This is a genomic window from Bradyrhizobium sp. CCBAU 45389 (genome assembly GCF_028128625.1).
Taxonomy (GTDB): Bacteria; Pseudomonadota; Alphaproteobacteria; order Rhizobiales; family Xanthobacteraceae; genus Bradyrhizobium; species Bradyrhizobium liaoningense_B.
Map to the genome: position 1 here is coordinate 1 of NZ_LBIY01000065.1, position 16,191 is coordinate 16,191.

Consider the following 16,191-nt stretch of genomic DNA (forward strand, 5'->3'; position numbering starts at 1 on the left):
CCGCAAACTTCACGTTACCTACAGCGGTACGCACAGTACTGTCGGGCGGTATCATTGCCGCGGTAGCCAGATCAACCATGGTGAAGACCCGTGCATCTCATTAGGCGGTCTGCGCGCGGATCGCGCGATCAGCGCGGAGGTCATCGCGCGGCTGCAGCCGCTGGGTATACAGGCGGCGCTGGCGGCCATGGAAGCGCGCGGCCGTGAACACGCCGACAAGCTGCGTCAGCTCGAGTTGACTCTGGAGCAGGCACGCTACGAGGCAACTCGCGCTCGTCGGCGATACGAGGCTGTCGATTCGGACAATCGCCTTGTTGCCGGCGAGCTGGAGCGGCGCTGGAACGAACGCCTGGTCGCTGTCCGCGAGCTTGAGGGCGAGCGCGACACGTTGTTGGCTACGCCGGAGATGACGTTGAGCGACATCGATCGCGATCGGTTACTTGCGCTTGATTCCGAACTCAAGAGAGCTTGGGAAAGTCCGGGTGCAACAGCTGCGACGCGCAACAGGATCATCCGAAGCTTGATCAATGAGATCGTTGTGCGCATCCGCGACGAGGTGCTGGACTTGATTGTCCACTGGCATGGCGGCGATCACACGGCATTGCAGGTGAGGAGGAACCGCACCGGCGAGCACCGCGGCGGATGTGGTCGATCTCGTTCGTGTCCTCGCGCGTCAGATGCCCGACAGCACCATCGCCGCGGTTCTCAACCGCGCCAGTAGGTCGACAGGGCGTGGCAACAGTTGGGCCCGCGTCCGCGTTCGCAGTCTGCGCAACCAACACGCCATCGCGGCCTACCGAGAGGACGAGCGCGCCCAGCTGCGTTGAAAGTCAGTCCTTCGACGGCTCGCCGTCTGATCGAAGAACAGAGCTTGCCTGCGCAGCAGCTGTGCAAAGGCGCACCGTGGATGGTCAAAGCGGTTGATCTGGAACATCCCCAAGTCAAGGGCGCGGCGGTTCCGGCGGCCATCGTCTGGCGATCCGGGTCAAAAAGATTCCAACTCCAAGGGGGTAGCGAGATGGGCAGCATGAACCTGACTCGAGCGCGCCGAGCAGCAGCACGTTCTCGCCGTTGGCGATCCAACGTGACGCGGCCAGGTCGCGGATCTGCTTCGGTCGATCGACGGCTGCGCCTATGATTCTTGCGCACGACCTCGCGCTCGCACAGTAGGATCAGCGTCTCACGCGCCGACAGGTTCACGCGCGCCGTCTCGTCGGGTGGTCGAGCTGGTCGCGGATGCCGGAGAGCTGCGAGCGCGCCAGCATGGCCCCCAGCCAATCGATTGGTGCTTCGGTGACCTTCTTTGTACGCACCATCAGAAGCTCCCTCCGATCGTAGCTTCGTATTCGGCAAGAGGACGTAACAACGAGGGCAGTGGTGAAGGCGCCGGCACTGTCGGTGTCGCGGTTGCTGGTTGGCAGACCGCGCCATCGCGACAGGCAACCCCGTCGAGGTGGGCGAACTCGACGATCCGCAGCCGGCGATCCTCCGATTGCTTGTGACCGCAACCTCGCGCATGCCATGGCGGATGCGCACCTCGCCAGCCGCGACCGTCACCGCCACGCGCTCGCTGATCAGCTGCCAGGGTACCGTAGTTGTTCGTGTCGATCTCGACAGCGCAATCGTTGCCGACGACGCGGGCCAGTTCGCGCGGCGATCCGAGCGTCGCCGAGCGGCTTCAACCGGTGCACCTCGTCACACGCAAAGCGAGTGATCGGCGCCACGCCCGTCGTGCCGTGGATACGTAGTTCGCCACCCCGCCCTCCCACTCGGCGAGATGCGTCTCGAATGCCTCGCAGCTCGCGAAGGAATGCCCCGCGATCACGTTCTTCTTCACGTAGCGGACGCCATTCTCCGTCTTGCCCTTTGTGCGCGCCCGATACGGTGCGCAGGCGCGAGGACGGAAGCCCCAATGCTTCGCGAACGTGATGAGCTTGTCGTTAAACTGAACCGACCGGCTCATCTGCCGTAGCGCACCACGAGCGCGCGTGGATTGTCCTTCAGCACTTCCTCCGGCACGCCATCGAAGGTCGTGAATGGCTCTCGAGCCCAGCGAACCAGTGCTCTTGCTTTTCGGCGCGGGTCGCCACGAACACAAATGCTTTGACCTTCGCCCCGCCGATATCGACCAGACGCTCGCCGAAGTCGATCTGTAGCTGCCGCCCCGGGGGCGTCTCGAACCGGGTCGTCGCCAGCGCTTCGGCCTTCAGTGCCTGGCGGTAGGGTTGCACGGCGCGTCGCAGCGTTCGCCGGCTGACCGCCAAGCCGTTTTCGGCCAACAGGTCGTGACGGACCGCATCCGCATTGCCGCGATGTCGAATGAACCTCTCGCGCAGCCAGCCTTCAAGGCCATGACCCGCTTCGCCCGCTCAGGCGACTTGAACGGCTTCACCCACCCGCGCCACGTAGTCCTTCACCGTCTGCAGCCAGTTGGCGCGCAATCCGCTTCAGACCTCACCCACACACCCTCAGGTGCAACATCTCCGCCACGTCATCTGGCGTATTCATCACCTGCCCCCGTGGATTACTCCACGACAAGCCTTTGATTCGTTCCTCGTTCATTCGCTCTCTCCTCGGCTATCCAAGGAGGGGGCAATTCCTCGTGACGTCGAGGGGGCAGTTTTCCATGGCGCGCGCGACAGCGAGCCGACTTTGTCTTATCAGTCTGGCTCTGGCCTTTGGCAGAGCCAGAAAGCCAAACAAGCTCGGCCGAAGCTGTCTCGATGGGAGAACTCCAGCCATCTTGGGACGTCAAACACCACGCGCCATGTTCGATGCGGAGCGCGTTTTCGTGCGATCGCCGTCGCTACTGTCGATCAGGTTGGCAGCAGCCATGTGCACTCCACGACAACATACTCCGGAATGCTGTCCAGCGAGGACTTGCCGACGGCCCGAATTTGACGCGTCTGAATGCCAACGGGCGATCAAAGCGCTTACCCCTTCTGGGAGTAAAGAGTCGGAATTCGGTGGAGGAACTCGCCCGGACCTCAACAGCGAAAATCAATGGGGCCGCGAGACGATGCAGTCCCGCGGCCTCGCCACCGGAATTTAGTGAAAAGACAGTTTAAGTATAAAATCCCTCAGCCGGTGTTCTTTCAGTAGAACACCGTGTTCCCGTGTTCCAACACTTGCCAATCCGGACGGCTACGGGGAAACGCGTGCAACCGCAGACCAATGCGGCCGCGAGATCGATGAAGAAGCCGGTAAAATTGACGGTTCGCCTGTCCTATTCGCCTGTCATAACGGGTGCCAAGCGTCGAAAGAGTGTATCAGCGAGCAGAAGCAGCGCTCGATGCTATGCGCTGTTTGTAGTCGTCGGCGTCGTGCGTAATGGTGATCCTGCAGGTGCCGTTTGAGCGCATCATTGCTGTTGCGCTGATTGCGCGATGTTCGTGCATAACTGCCGGTTGCCGAGGCCCGCTTCAGCGTACGGCTTCCGTTCGCTTAAACCATTTCCTCGGTAAGCCAATGTAGTAGCCGCGCATGCGAAGCTCTGCCTCTCATCTATTGATGTGTTTCGCAAGCGGAACACACCACCGACACGATTGATTATTGCCTCACGCATCTCACGCGCATCGCGTGACGGAGACTTCGCGACGACCGACCTAGTGCTGACGCCAGAGGCCGCCACGCCAGCGGCCGGATCGGTACTCGCGGCTCGTTGCTGGGAAGTCCGGCCTTCAGACGGGCGTGTCGTAGGTGATGGGATAACGCTCTGGAAACGGCCCTCCTGCGTAGTCAATCTCCGCGGCGGGACGGACGCCCCGGATTTGCAGGATGCGGCGAACGATTTCCGGAACTTGGATGCGGCTGATCTGGTCGCCGAGGCAGGTGTGCATCCCGTAGCCCAGATGCATGTAGACCGACTCCGGCCGGTCGATCGCGAAGCTGGACGGCGCCGGCAGTTGCAAGCCATCGCGCATCGCCGACCGGGTCGAGATCAGCACCGTGCTGCCGGCCTTGATTGTCGTCGCGCGCAGCGAGCCCTTGGCTATCCGGTAATCGGTCCGGCAGTAGCGCACCACGAACGGATTGATCGGGTTGAAGCGCAGCGCTTCCCAGCAATAGCGATACATCAGATGGTCGTTGTTGCTGCTGGCGACGTCGATGGCCTCCTTCAGGATCCTCGGGCGCTTGAACAACTCGTCGAGCAGCTGCACGATGGCCGCCGATGTGGTCTCAATCCCGCCGACCAGTGTGCCCATCATATTGGTAATAATGCGTTCGTCGGCGAAGCCGATCGAATCGTCAAAATGGCTATTCAGCAGGCGGCTGAACACGTCCTCGAGCGGCGCCCCATTTTTCAGCTGCTCGCGCCGCTGCGGGAGCAGTTGTGTCAGATAGGCGCGCATCTCCTGCCCAGCGTCAATGTTGTCCTGGTGCACCTTCGGATCTTTGTCCAGGTTGTGAAACATGTCATATTGCGTCGCGCGCGACCAGCGGAACATCGAGGCCAGATCGGGGCCGGGAAAGCCGAAATATTCTCGGGTCATCTGAATGGGCACCAGGCGCGACAACGTGCTGACCACGTCGATCTGGTTCTGGGTATAGATCTGCTTTTCGACAGACGCATTGGCGAGGCTGCGCACCTTCTGGCGAATTGCCGGCAGATCCTCCATGCGCATGAAGGCGCGCATGATACCCTTGTCGCGCAGGTTTATTTCGGTGCAGTCGCGGCCGAGCATGAAGGGGCCGACCGAAGGGTCCATCATCGGCGCATAGGTGACGTTGAAGATGTCGGGGCGGCTCAGCGCTTCCTGCACGTCGGGGAAGCGGGTGATGAACACCGGCCCCGCGGCGCCCAACGCCAGGTTGGGCCTGACGCGCCGGATGAGTGCGAACAATGCATCCGGATGTTTGGCGATCATCCATTTCAGGAACTTCGCCGCCGGCCCCTGTTTCTGTTCCGCCATTGCTGCCGCACCCTAACTCAAGAAAAGCTTCGCCTGGTCGGTCGATCCCGGCTTCCGTCCACCTTTCCCCCTGCGGGAGCGAGATGGTCTTCGCTACTGCTCCAGTTGGAGCTGACCCAATCAATTTCAGATCGACTTGAGGAACTCGATGATTGCGTTGCGCTCCTCCGGAGACAGCGCAGGGCCAATGACGCCCTCATGCTTCTCGTTCGAGAATTCGTGGCCGGTATTGCGATTGGCGGGCCTCGACGTATCGATGATGAAGTAGCCCTTGCCGTCGTAGGTCCTGCCTTCAGGAGCGACCGTCCGCGTCACGATACCGACGCGGACAGGATCGAAGCTGGGCTCACCGAGCAGGAAGACTTGTGGGCGCTCCGCAACCGGGCTGAGCAGATCGTAGATCGTCGGCACCGAGCCGTTGTGCAGGAACGGCGCAGTCGCCCATACGCCGTTCAGCGGACGCGCCTTATAGCCGAAACCTGCCGCGAGACAGTTCGGTCGATCGCCTTCGATCTCCGCTTGGACCGTCCCGGTCGACCGAAGCCATTCGTCGATGCCGGATTGGACCACGGCGCCGAGCGCAAGCGCGTAGAGTTGCATCGCATGGTCCGAGAGGTGGATCGTATCCAGCGTGTTGTCAGCCTTCCGTTGGCAGACATCGATGTCGAGGCCGAGTCCTGGGCTGCTCTGGCCCGCCCTGGCCAGTTCGCTGCCGGCGGTGTCCACGGTGCGATTGCGCAGCACGTCGCCCTGGGCCGGATCGGTGCCGATATGGCTTTGCTTGATGATCTTGACGTTGAGTACGGATTCCCTCGTCTGCTTCTCCTGCCCATCGCGACCGCGCCAGCGGATAGGGCCGAAGTTCTTCCAGAACTCCGCGTCCGGGGCCTTGCCGTGCACGATGTCCGGCGTCAGCGCTGGAAGATGGCAGCCGCTGCAATGTTTGTCGTAGAGTTGGGCTCCCACGGCGGCCTTGGCTTTGTCGATCGCAGGTAAGCTGTCGGGCCAGGCTGGCGCATTCAGTCCGGTGAAGGCTTTCGCCACCAGCGGCTGGTCCTTTCCAGCGAGCTGTTGTTCGATCCAGTGCAGATTATCGAAGGGGATGCTGCTGGCAAAACGTCCCCCCTTGGGCGGGGCGGTGAGGTTGAGCTCCGCCGAAACCCCCATCGCCTCGCCGGCATTGCGCACCAATGGCTGCATAATCGAGCCGTCGTACTGCACCCAATCGAACCATGACGATGTCCAGATGTGCGGGTAGCTGACAGGGGCGTTGAGGTTGACGTAGTTGCCGTAGCGCTTGGGGTCGAGAGCGAACACCTGGTTGCCGATGCGATTGAGCGCATCGAGGCGGGTAAACCCTTCCGTGACGTCGATCCCAGCGGGCTGATCGATCAGAGCACCAAGTATTCCATCGAGCTCCTTGGACAGTTGGACGCGTGTAAGATCGCTGTACTCGGTTCCTAAAACGCGCTTCGCGAACCGCCCGAAGCGACCGTCGAAGAAGGGTAGCTTTGCCGACAAAGCGGTCTGTGCGAGCGCAGCGCGGAGCGCATTTGTCAATTGACCGAGATCGGTCACGGCGGGGCCGCCTTCAATGACATAGCGCTTCTCTTTGAAGATCAGTTGGCCGGTATGGCACGCGGCACAGGTCAATCCAACGGCAGTCTCCTTACGCGAAAGCCCGCGGATCGACTGAAACGGCGAATATGCAAAGCCGATCGGCAAACCGTACTCATTGTTCTCGCTTTCGGCAGACTCTATGAATCCAAACCGAAGTAAATAGCGGTTGTCAGAAAACCGTTCTCGTTTGAAAAAGGGGATAGCGAAAGGCGAGTTCAGCGGCGCTTCCAGGGCGAGAAACCATGACAGCGGGATCGGTAAGGTCTGCGTGCCCTGGGCTTTATGATGGAATCGATCGGCGTCTTCGGCGTTCCAGCCCTGGTCGAGCGAAACCTGCTCGCTCGCGGAAACCGGTTCAGGGAGACCAGGCGGCGTCAGAGCTTCGATTGTCGCGCCAAGCTGGGAGCTGGTCATGACTGCGATCAAAGCAATGATCACGATGATCGCCAGAAGAACAAGAAAGCGTCGCCACCAAAGGCGCCGAATTGCGCTGGCAACTGTCGACATGGCTCCCCCGTGTCAGCGAACGGCCTCCAGCAGAGAGCCGTGCAAACAATAATACTACAACTACATGATCTTGTAGGCTCACCCCTGCTGTTGACGTCCTTGAGACGCGATCACTATTCTTTCTGACGTCACAATCGGTGGTCTGTGGAATGGGCGAACTTGACCGCATAACAAGAACATCTAGAGCGTTCGGACGAGCTCTTGTTCGAGCCGCCATCCCATCCTCGCGATCGAATTTGCAGTGACGTTGGGTCCGCTGTGGGAGATCGGGGGCTGTAATCCGCGGGAACGCGAGCGAACGGAATCGGCCGGGCGCCTGAGGGCAATAGGCTCGCACTCGGAGATCAGGACTCCGTAGGGCGCAATGACCATGAGCATACATCCGGCCACGCCGATCACGATGATGCAGACGGCGAATTCGAGCCAAGCAACGCGGCTACCATTTAACGGCTTCGTTTGGCAAGCACGATGACGGCGAGGCTGACCTGAATTAACAGCATCGGCGTCAGGCTGTAGCCCGCGACAATGCTCCACATCGTGAGCGTCGGTGGCAGACGTGGAAGACCTCTGTCATCGGCGGCCAGTAGAGAGGGACTGCGAGCAGAGGGCCGTACAGGCCGAGCGCAGCCAGACCCATGGATTGCGCGTGAACTCGTTGACAACGGTACCGGAGCGGATGCTGCGCATGGCGACGACGCGCCAGAGTTGTGCGAATGCGACGGCGAGGAATGTGGTGGTGACTATGGCCTCGCCCGTCCAGCCGGGCCGAAACCGCCAGTGTCCCCCGCAGTTCTCACGCTTACGAAGGAAGGCCTCATATCCCTCCGGGTCAACCTCCTTCAGGCGGTTCAGCGCGCGCTTAGCTTCCAGATCGGCGGACTTGCTATGACGCTGTTTGATCTTTTTACTTTTGCTTCCATCTCTGCGAGCTGTCCCGTTGCTGTTGGTACACTCTCGGGTATTGTCTCGAGCTTCGCGCTTGGTCGCGTCTCTTCGAGGCCTTCGACGCACCGATTGGGATGACGAGATGCTGCGGCTCGAATTGAACGACCTTCTCGAAGGTGGGTTTGAGCCCCGCTCGACGATCTGCACGAGGCCGTCCAGGCGCTGCTCGACCATCCGCGGCGGCGGCTCCGGCGGCCTGCTGCCCGCAGGGCTGATCCAAGCGACCAAGTTTGCATCGTCGCTGTTGAAATGGTTGAAGTCGAGTCGACGTCAGCATCGTCACCTCCGGAGACGTCGGCGTCGCGGCACCGGAAGCTCTGGCAGTATTCCGAGAACGGCACGATCCCCGGCCCCGACGACACCTAGCAAGGGATCGACTGCATGGCCCATCCTTCCGCGCAAACGCTCGGGTACCCACGCTAGTAGCCGTGTGCGAGCAGTAACGCCGTCGTGGTCTAGCTGCTGTTGTTAGTTGGTAAACTCACCGCCGTTTGTCGTGCTGGTGATTGCAACGCCGTTAACGCATGTTGTCAACAGCCGCGAACGTAAGCGGATCAACTTTCCGGACACGATGCAACCGCAGGCATAAATACACGTTCGTCTGCCTATTTTATAAGGCAGGCCGATCGTCGCAGCCAAAAACCTTTGCGAACATCGAATAGCGGCGAACAAGCGTAAACATCGACACGCACTGCTTTTGGCGACAATCAAAACGACCATCGACTCGTGCTCGTGACGATGACGAACGATGGTCAATCAAGCCACATCGGCATGGGATTCTGAGGACGTGTCGCTTCTGCAATGCATGTGGAGCGCGGGCCACTCGGTGTCTGCGAGGGGTGGCGATGCGTATCTCGCAACGCCATCATCGGCAAGGTCAAGCGCAAGAGAGCTCGCCGAGGCCAAGCAACGCAACAGGGACAAACGACGGCAAAGTCAGCAGCAGTCGCTATCGACTTTGATCCGGCGCTCGTGCAGGAGATGCTCGCCAAGATCGATGGCTATCACGTCGATCTCGCATCCGAACGCGGTTCGTCGATGGCGCGGTGTCGCAACATCCGCGAGTCGATCAGCAACGTCTACAAGGAAGCCAAAGCGCGGAGCTCATCGGCAACCCAACTATCGGCCGTCGCCCCGCGCGAGGGCAAGCGCCTCGAACAGCCGCGGCAGCCGCTGACAGAGCACGGAGCGGTTGTCGCGGCAGGCCTTGTGGCCCAAGGCGCAAGCAATCCAGCTCTTGCCGACGCCGGTCGGGCCGATGATGAGCAGGTTCTGATACCGGTCGATCCACTCGCCGGCGACGAGCTTTTGGAACAGCGGCTTGTCGAGCCCCCGCAGCGCCTTCATGTCGATAGTCGATCCAGTCCCAATTGATCTTGCCGGCGTGCTGAACCAGCTCGTGCTCCATGTTGATGATCTGCTTGAGCCTGGCCCGGAACAGATCACCTTCCTCCGTCGCCTTCGGCTTCTTCGGTCGCATCGGCTCCTCCCGATACGAGCGCCGAATCATGCCGTGCGATTCGAGGGAATCTCAAACTGCAAATTGCAGGTTCCGAGCTACCGCACTGTCAAAGCCTGCAATCACAAAGTCGCCGCAGCCGGAAAAAAGCGACTCCAGATCAGCCCCTTACCCGTTCTTCACGGACGACTAAGGAGGCACGGATGAATCGATCCATGAGTCAAAAACCAGGCGCACGCTTTACCGAGAAGCAGGGCCATTATCTGGCGTTCATCTATACCTATTCGCACATGTTCGGACGGCCACCCGCCGAATCCTGCATCCCCAGAAGCATCGAAATCCTCGTGCCGCGAGAAAACTTGCCGATCCTAAGCTGGCCGGTATCAAACCATCAAAATCACTGTGACGAGCCAGTAGCTAGTTTCGCCCTCACCTCGTGGCAAGAGGTTAATCGGATGCGTGGGGCGAGAATAACATCAAGCCGAAAGAACACCGAATTCCAGAGTACGCCTAAAGATTGCCTGGAAGATCGGCGCGAACGTTTGATCCGCGCCTTGGCGAGTCCGAGCCGTCACGGCGCAGGACAGCGCTTCTCTATCCGAGCGAACGGTCGCCCGCAGCGTCCGCGCCTTAATCAACTCAGGTGATATTTATTCAGTAGTTCGCCAAGCTCAGTCGCTTCAATCTTTTTTAGAATGAGCTCGCGCAGGAACCCAGGTCCCGGGATCTCAATTTCATTGCCGTCGCGCAGTCTACCCATTGCTGCAAGCAGCTTGCGAATATCATAGGTCGAGTTGAATACCTCGGGCACGCCACGTTCAATCTTGAGGAGGATATACACGGCTTCCATCGCGGTCCGAACGGAGTATTCCGTCGTGAAGATACAATCCCGTTCACCCGACTCCGCGAACTGGCCGATGAAGGCGAAATTGACCGCATCTTTCGGCACAACATCTGGCCGATCGCCCGCCTGCCGCGGCATGAAGAAGGAAGTGACGTAGGGCATCATCACCGGGACCGTCTTGGCGGCCCCAGCGGCGAGTTCCGGTATACTCGCAACCGGCACACCGAGGTGATAAAGCCATTCTTGCGTGATTTCCTCGCCCGTACAATCTTGCATCGGTTTCCTCACGTAGTCGCCGGCTTTATCGACGAATAGCGAATAGACCCAGACGACGACTTGATCGCTGGGCTGGCGCTTGAAATGCGGCTGGCGATTTGTGGTCCAACTGAGCAACCAGCTCGAATCTTTCACCGTAACGATGCCTCCTGTGACAACCTTGCCGCTGAACGGATCGCGTTTGGCGATCTTGCGGATGTATGCTGGAATGCGTTTGTCCAGGGTCGTGATCGTCGCCGATTCCCATTTGCTTGCAGGAATATTGCCGCAAAAGACATTTGGGCGTCCAAAGGCCGCATCTTTGGCCGCAATACGCCGCCACAGATCCCAGGCGGGCGCCGGTCCTTCGTTGAGCCTGGCGGCCGTGTGATGGTCCCCCATGTCCGAGTTTTCGGTCAGCGACCCGATCGTCATGAAAACAAGATCGTCGGCGCCAATAATGAGACTGCCCTCAATGCCATTCTCCTGCCAGCGGATGGCTGTGGCTTGCTTGCGTCCACGCTTTATGTCGAAATCGATATCGGTGACTACGACCCCGTAGCGAAAATTGACGCCTTGCGCCAACAGCCATTTGGATAACGGCAGAACAAGCGATTCATATTGATTGTATTTGGTAAACTTCAGCGTACTGAAATCCGGCAGGCCGCCGATATGGTGGATGAATCGATGCAGATAAAGTTTCATCTCGAGAGCCGAATGCCATTCTTCAAAGGCGAACATGGTCCGCCAATAGAGCCAGAAATTGCTGTTGAAGAAATCTCTCCCGAACACTTCGTCGATGCGCTTGGTCTCCATCTGCTTACGAGTGGCAAGAAAAAGGGCAATCAGCTCTTTCTGGGCCTGTTCGCTCAGTGTGAAGAGGCCATCGGTATGGGCATCCTGCCCCTGTTTCACCGTCGCCCGCCGTAGTGTGTAGTTCGGATCATCCTTGTTCAGCCAGTAAAACTCATCGAGCACGCTGGCGCCTTCAAGTTCGAGCGATGGGATCGAACGAAACAGATCCCAGAGACACTCGAAATGATCCTCCATCTCTCTGCCACCTCGAATCACGAATCCCCTTTCCGGATCCTGACAACCGTCCAACGCGCCCCCCGGAACCGTCTGTCGTTCGAGGATGGTAATACGGTCGCCACGCATCTGCCCGTCGCGGATCAAGAAGGCCGCGCCGGAGAGCGCAGCCAACCCCGAACCAACGAACCAAGCTGTCTTGCTGTCCGCGCCGGCGGGTTTGCGGGGCCGAGCAAAAGCTTCGTAATTTCCACTGGTGTAATACATCGCGACATTCCATCTCGTTTGATGTGACAATCCGTCCGCTGATAGTCAGAAGATGTTTTCGACCGCCTGACACTTCTGCGGGACGCCGATCGTCAGACCGCCATCGACGACGATTTCGGAGCCGGTAAGATAAGAGGACTCGTCGCTAAGCAGGAACAAGACTGCCTGTGACACTTCCTGCGGCTCGGCTGGCCGCCCGAGCGGAATTGGAAAACCGGAAAGATCGATGTTCTCTGTCATCCGAGTGTTGATGAAGCCCGGATGGATAGAGTTTATGCGAACGCCGGACGCGGCGGCCTCCAAGGCAGCGGACTTCGTTATGCCCCGCACGCCGAACTTGGAAGCAACATAGGCGTGAAGCCCAGCACTACCCCTCAGCCCCTCAACCGACGAGATGTTGACGATCGAGCCTCCGCCCGCGCGGCGCATGGCAGGTAGGGCAGTCTGCATTCCCAAGAATACACCGGTGAGATTGACAGCCAGGGTCTTCTCCCACTGCTCGAGCGGGAACCGCTCGATGGGAGCCATACTCGCGATGCCTGCATTGTTGACGAGGCCGTGCAGCGCGCCGAACTTGCCCTCCGCAGCTGCGATCGCCTGGCACCATTCCCCTGGCTGGGCGACGTCTTGACGCACATAGATCGCGGATGGGCCAAGTTCGGCCGCGAAAGTCGCTCCTTCATTGTCAAGAGTATCGGTGATCACGACTTTCGCGCCCTCGGCTACCAGCAGGCGCGCATGAGCGGCCCCCATCCCTCGAGCCCCGCCGGTTACCAAAATGACTTTTTCGCTCACACGTCCCATAACTCTTGGTTCCTCGATCAGTGGTGGTGCAGGGTTTTTCAGCATCAAAAAGGATGACGGGCATGTTGATCAAAATGGTTGAGAACGAGCATTGAAAGTCGGGCAAGCCAAGAGTTGCGGTCTGCACCACGCCCCGGACTCTTGCCGATCTGCCCTCTGCTACGCATCATCTTTGATGCCCAAAGCCTGTGCGCAGTACCCGTGTAAATTGGCGCTAAAGCACTTCAATAACGATTTCAGGTCGCGAACATGCTTCCGCCGCTCAGGCGTTAGTCATCCTTTGGATTGTTGCATTGGCTTTGCCGAACTACCCCACCTTCTAGACGCCGACAATTTGCGACCGAATTTCCTCCGGTTTCGGAGATAGGATCGGTACCCGCGAGCGGAGCGATACCGGTGCCGAACGGTGCTGAGCTCCTTGTGGATCGAAAAGTGGGGCGCAGAACGCATGAGGTTCTCCTAAGTCTTGCGAATTGGAGTATCCATTCCGTGCAATCGGCGCGCCGAGACTCTGATGGGAAGTCAGCCTCACGTGACTCTTGCACAGGCGCTGGAGGTCTTCCGACTCTCCACCGAGACGGCGATGTCAGGGCCTGCGTTTTCGACCATGCGAGCGATAATGTTGCGCTGATCTGGTTTAATCGAGACACAATGGCGATAGCCATGCTGTTGCGAAAACTCGTGAGAGAGCCTCATCGACTTTCTGTCCGGATACTTGATCATGTCAGGCTTTCGACATCGCGTCGTCAATCGGACAAGCGAGGAAGGCAACAGAACAAGAGTCGAAAGTTGTCGGGTCACTCGTACCCATTTGACGTCAGCCAGTGAGCCGTATAAACCGCACGAGGTGCCTGGCATCGACGTTGCATAACGACTGATAGACAAATAGGAATCACCCACTCGCCTTGACGTCATCATCGGTGAGCACGCTCCGCCGGAATGGATGCACAATCAGGCGCATCCGGCAGCACAGGACAGCTGCCGGCTTCTAGAATGGAAAAGGTCAAGCGTGTCGGATGTTTTCGGATCGTTTAATCCGGCGGATTGAGGTGCAAGGCGCAGAAACGGCACTGCGGCCTCGCGTAGCGAAGATCGCTATCGCCGGATCGATGTGCCGTACGGACTACCGAACCCACATCGCTGCCAGCGCAGTACAGTCGCTTCAGGGGCGCTTCAACAACCGGAGAGGCGCGGTGAGATGAATAGCTCAATCTCCAACCGCGCGAATTATTCTGAGATCAAGGAGGATGCGATGCCCGACGTCAAAGGCATTCCGCTTGATGCGCCTCTTTACCATGGGGGCAAAAATCGTGGCAGTGCGTTTCTCGGCTGCCAAGCCATAAACCTTATGTTCAGCGTGGGGCACGAGGCGAATTGTTTATTGCCGAAGGAGCTAGCACCTGCAGCAAACCCTGCAATCGCCATTGTGGGGGTCGCGAGCTATCGCTCAAGCACTGTCGGGCCATACTTGGAGTGCTATTCAGGAATTCAAGTTCGTGATCCCGACGGTGAGACTGGCTACTACATCCCTTACATTTACGTGACGGTAAATGATGCAGCTCTCGCCTCGGGACGAGAGGTTCTTGGTGCTCCAAAAAAGCTGGCGCACATTAGACTGATTAGAGAAGGCGGTCTAATTCAGGGTACGCTCGAGCGTCCGAAAGGCAAGCGCCTGCTGACCCTTACCGCTCAACCAGACGAGCGCATGAGCTCGGATTCGCGGCAGATGTATTCTGCGCGGACGAATTTCTACTCGGTTCGGCAGCTGCCGTCCATCATTGAGTCCGGGAAGGGAGAGGTCACGCAACTCGTCAAATGGTGTACGGACCGAACGTTGCGACGCGACGAGCGTGGCGAAGAAGTTCTATTTACTGGACCAACCTCCCTAACTTACGACTCCCCCTCGATTATCGATCCCGTGCACAACTTGACAGTTGGCCAAGCCCTGCTCGGCACATACGAGGAGTATGACGCAAGGCTCGAGGCCATTGATATCCTCTCGGAGGAATCAAACCCGGTAAACAGATGATCGACGAGCTTGAAGAATTCATCCAATCCTAAATTGCTGTCAGGGCTGTCGGTTTGCCAGCTGACGGGCGGTATGTGGGGTTCACCTCCTCCCGGCGACTCATTCTGGAAGATGGTCGACAAGGCCGGCTTCAAGACCCACGTCTACAACAAGAATAGCGGCAATAAGGAGAAGAAGGCCGACGTGGCGATCGCCACAGCCATGATGGATGGGCGTTCAACATCATCGACAAGGACAACGACGATATCCTGCTGGTTGCCTCGTCAGAAGCAGACGAAAGAGCTGCGCCGGACATGTCGGCTACGGGCCCAAAAGCGCAAACCCGCATTTCTCTGCAGCTCGCTTCGCCCGCCGCAACGTGCTTTCAAGAAAAGCGACATAGCAGTTGACTCTTTCTGAATACACTTTCCGATGGCGCGGACTTGATGATGCGCCTAAATGGTTTGCGATGCGCAATACAGCGCGGCGCGATATAGCCGCGGGGAGGCAACATGGGGAACACCCTTGTTGTACACGCGAAACGTCTGCCTCAGTCGCAGAAAGCGCGACGGGCGGCGCAGTATGTCCGCATGTCGACGGATTACCAGCAATACTCGATTGAGAATCAGGCAGTGGTCATCGCGACCTACGCCGAACTTCACAAGCTAACCATCGTCCACACCTATCGTGACGAGGGAGAAAGCGGCCTCAGAATCGAAAACCGGGGGGGGCCTTACCGAACTGGTTGAAGACGTGCAATCGGGACGCGCTGACTTCGCTCATCTGCTTGTCTTCGACGTGAGCCGATGGGGACGCTTTCAGGACGTTGACGAGACCGCGCACTACGAGTTCATCTGCCGCAAGGCGGGCGTCCAGGTTGCTTATTGCGCGGAGCAATTCGACAATGACGGAAGCCTTCTCGCCAGCATCATGAAGAATATTAAGAGAGTGATGGCAGCTGAGTTCAGTCGCGAACTCTCCGCCAAAGTTTTCGCAGGGGCAGTCCGACTGACGAATCGCGGCTTCAAAATGGGCGGCCCTACGGCTTACGCGTTCCAACGGCGTCTCGTTGACGATCAATGCAGGCCGAAGGGCATTTTAACGATCGGCCAGCGCAAATCTTTGCTTGCCGACCATGTCAAGCTCATCCCCGGCACGCCCGATCAAGTCGAGATCGTGAATTGGATTCTCCACGAATATCTCCGTCACAAATCGCAGGCCCCATTGCCCGAGAGCTCAACCAGCGAGGGATCTTGAATAGCCAGGGAAGACCGTGGCTTGGAAAGGCTGTCGGTGACCTCCTCCGGAACGAAGCTTATATCGGCGTTCTGACCTACAATCGTAAAAGCAGGAAACTTGGCGCCAAGGTCACGCGCAACCCAAGGGAGCTCTGGATCAGAAAAGAGAATGCTATCGAACCTATCGTCCATCGCGACGCATTCCGGCGCGCGCAAAAGATTATGGGTGAGGGGCGCGTCAGCATTCCCGAAGAGGAAATGTTGCTTCGGCTCCGTAAGGTCCTTATGAAGAAGGGCAAGCT

The 16,191-nt window shown here is 58.8% G+C and carries 14 protein-coding genes and 1 pseudogene; 8 read left to right on the forward strand and 7 right to left on the reverse strand.

Annotated elements, in window-relative coordinates:
* Both XH79_RS07755 and XH79_RS07760 read left to right on the forward strand, forming a co-directional pair.
* On the forward strand, positions 1-721 hold a 721-nt coding region (locus XH79_RS07755; RefSeq protein WP_271581282.1), incomplete at its 5' end, for a hypothetical protein.
* Positions 722-1,414: 693 nt separating this feature from the next.
* Positions 1,415-1,714: a hypothetical protein gene (locus XH79_RS07760; protein ID WP_271581283.1), complete on the forward strand. Its 300-nt coding sequence runs from the start codon at positions 1,415-1,417 to the stop codon at positions 1,712-1,714.
* A gap of 286 nt (positions 1,715-2,000) precedes the next feature.
* Here XH79_RS07760 and XH79_RS07765 read toward each other — a convergent pair whose 3' ends face one another.
* From XH79_RS07765 to XH79_RS07785, 5 genes and pseudogenes are all read right to left on the reverse strand, one after another.
* Positions 2,001-2,264 carry a hypothetical protein gene (locus XH79_RS07765; protein WP_225190121.1) on the reverse strand — a complete coding sequence of 88 codons (264 nt, stop codon included), beginning with the start codon at positions 2,262-2,264 and terminating at the stop codon, positions 2,001-2,003.
* Between the two features lie 1,416 nt (positions 2,265-3,680).
* Positions 3,681-4,913, reverse strand: a complete 1,233-nt coding sequence (locus XH79_RS07770) for a cytochrome P450 (protein WP_271581284.1) — start codon at positions 4,911-4,913, stop codon at positions 3,681-3,683.
* Between the two features lie 126 nt (positions 4,914-5,039).
* Positions 5,040-7,040 (reverse strand): c-type cytochrome, encoded by a 2,001-nt coding sequence (locus XH79_RS07775; RefSeq protein WP_271581285.1) that lies wholly within the window; start codon positions 7,038-7,040, stop codon positions 5,040-5,042.
* A 570-nt stretch (positions 7,041-7,610) separates the two neighbouring features.
* Positions 7,611-8,159 carry a hypothetical protein gene (locus tag XH79_RS07780; RefSeq protein ID WP_271581286.1) on the reverse strand — a complete coding sequence of 183 codons (549 nt, stop codon included), beginning with the start codon at positions 8,157-8,159 and terminating at the stop codon, positions 7,611-7,613.
* Positions 8,160-9,107: 948 nt separating this feature from the next.
* Positions 9,108-9,329, reverse strand: a pseudogene (locus XH79_RS07785) (ATP-binding protein); the annotation flags it as partial.
* A 318-nt stretch (positions 9,330-9,647) separates the two neighbouring features.
* Here XH79_RS07785 and XH79_RS07790 point away from each other — a divergent pair.
* Entirely contained in the window at positions 9,648-10,091 is a 444-nt protein-coding gene (locus XH79_RS07790; RefSeq protein WP_271581287.1) for a hypothetical protein, read from the forward strand.
* On the opposite strand, the gene XH79_RS07795 is transcribed toward XH79_RS07790, so the two are convergent.
* Positions 10,079-11,839 (reverse strand): oleate hydratase, encoded by a 1,761-nt coding sequence (locus XH79_RS07795; protein ID WP_271581288.1) that lies wholly within the window; start codon positions 11,837-11,839, stop codon positions 10,079-10,081. The two genes, XH79_RS07790 and XH79_RS07795, sit on opposite strands and share 13 nt — an antisense overlap.
* Before the next feature lie 45 nt (positions 11,840-11,884).
* On the reverse strand, positions 11,885-12,643 hold the full coding sequence (locus tag XH79_RS07800) for a glucose 1-dehydrogenase (RefSeq protein ID WP_271581289.1): 759 nt from the start codon (positions 12,641-12,643) through the stop codon (positions 11,885-11,887).
* 1,198 nt (positions 12,644-13,841) lie between these two features.
* Between XH79_RS07800 and XH79_RS07805 the strand changes: the two genes are divergently transcribed.
* From XH79_RS07805 to XH79_RS07825, 5 genes are all read left to right on the forward strand, one after another.
* Positions 13,842-14,672, forward strand: a complete 831-nt coding sequence (locus XH79_RS07805) for an acetoacetate decarboxylase family protein (protein ID WP_271581290.1) — start codon at positions 13,842-13,844, stop codon at positions 14,670-14,672.
* Between the two features lie 9 nt (positions 14,673-14,681).
* Positions 14,682-15,071 carry a hypothetical protein gene (locus tag XH79_RS07810; protein ID WP_271581291.1) on the forward strand — a complete coding sequence of 130 codons (390 nt, stop codon included), beginning with the start codon at positions 14,682-14,684 and terminating at the stop codon, positions 15,069-15,071.
* A gap of 92 nt (positions 15,072-15,163) precedes the next feature.
* Positions 15,164-15,400, forward strand: a complete 237-nt coding sequence (locus tag XH79_RS07815; RefSeq protein WP_224518088.1) for a recombinase family protein — start codon at positions 15,164-15,166, stop codon at positions 15,398-15,400.
* 4 nt (positions 15,401-15,404) lie between these two features.
* On the forward strand, positions 15,405-15,908 hold the full coding sequence (locus tag XH79_RS07820) for a recombinase family protein (protein ID WP_271581292.1): 504 nt from the start codon (positions 15,405-15,407) through the stop codon (positions 15,906-15,908).
* Positions 15,905-16,191 (forward strand): recombinase family protein (locus XH79_RS07825; protein WP_271581293.1); only part of this gene is annotated, 287 nt, incomplete at its 3' end. The genes XH79_RS07820 and XH79_RS07825, both read left to right, overlap by 4 nt.

Bases quoted from the DNA above. Each gene is read 5' to 3' on its own strand.
- XH79_RS07770 (WP_271581284.1), bottom strand. From the start codon at position 4,913: ATGGCGGAACAGAAACAGGGGCCGGCGGCGAAGTTCCTGAAATGGATG.
- XH79_RS07775 (WP_271581285.1), bottom strand. From the start codon at position 7,040: ATGTCGACAGTTGCCAGCGCAATTCGGCGCCTTTGGTGGCGACGCTTT.
- XH79_RS07780 (WP_271581286.1), bottom strand. From the start codon at position 8,159: ATGGTCGAGCAGCGCCTGGACGGCCTCGTGCAGATCGTCGAGCGGGGC.
- XH79_RS07790 (WP_271581287.1), top strand. From the start codon at position 9,648: ATGAATCGATCCATGAGTCAAAAACCAGGCGCACGCTTTACCGAGAAG.
- XH79_RS07795 (WP_271581288.1), bottom strand. From the start codon at position 11,839: ATGTATTACACCAGTGGAAATTACGAAGCTTTTGCTCGGCCCCGCAAA.
- XH79_RS07800 (WP_271581289.1), bottom strand. From the start codon at position 12,643: ATGGGACGTGTGAGCGAAAAAGTCATTTTGGTAACCGGCGGGGCTCGA.
- XH79_RS07805 (WP_271581290.1), top strand. From the start codon at position 13,842: ATGAATAGCTCAATCTCCAACCGCGCGAATTATTCTGAGATCAAGGAG.
- XH79_RS07815 (WP_224518088.1), top strand. From the start codon at position 15,164: ATGGGGAACACCCTTGTTGTACACGCGAAACGTCTGCCTCAGTCGCAG.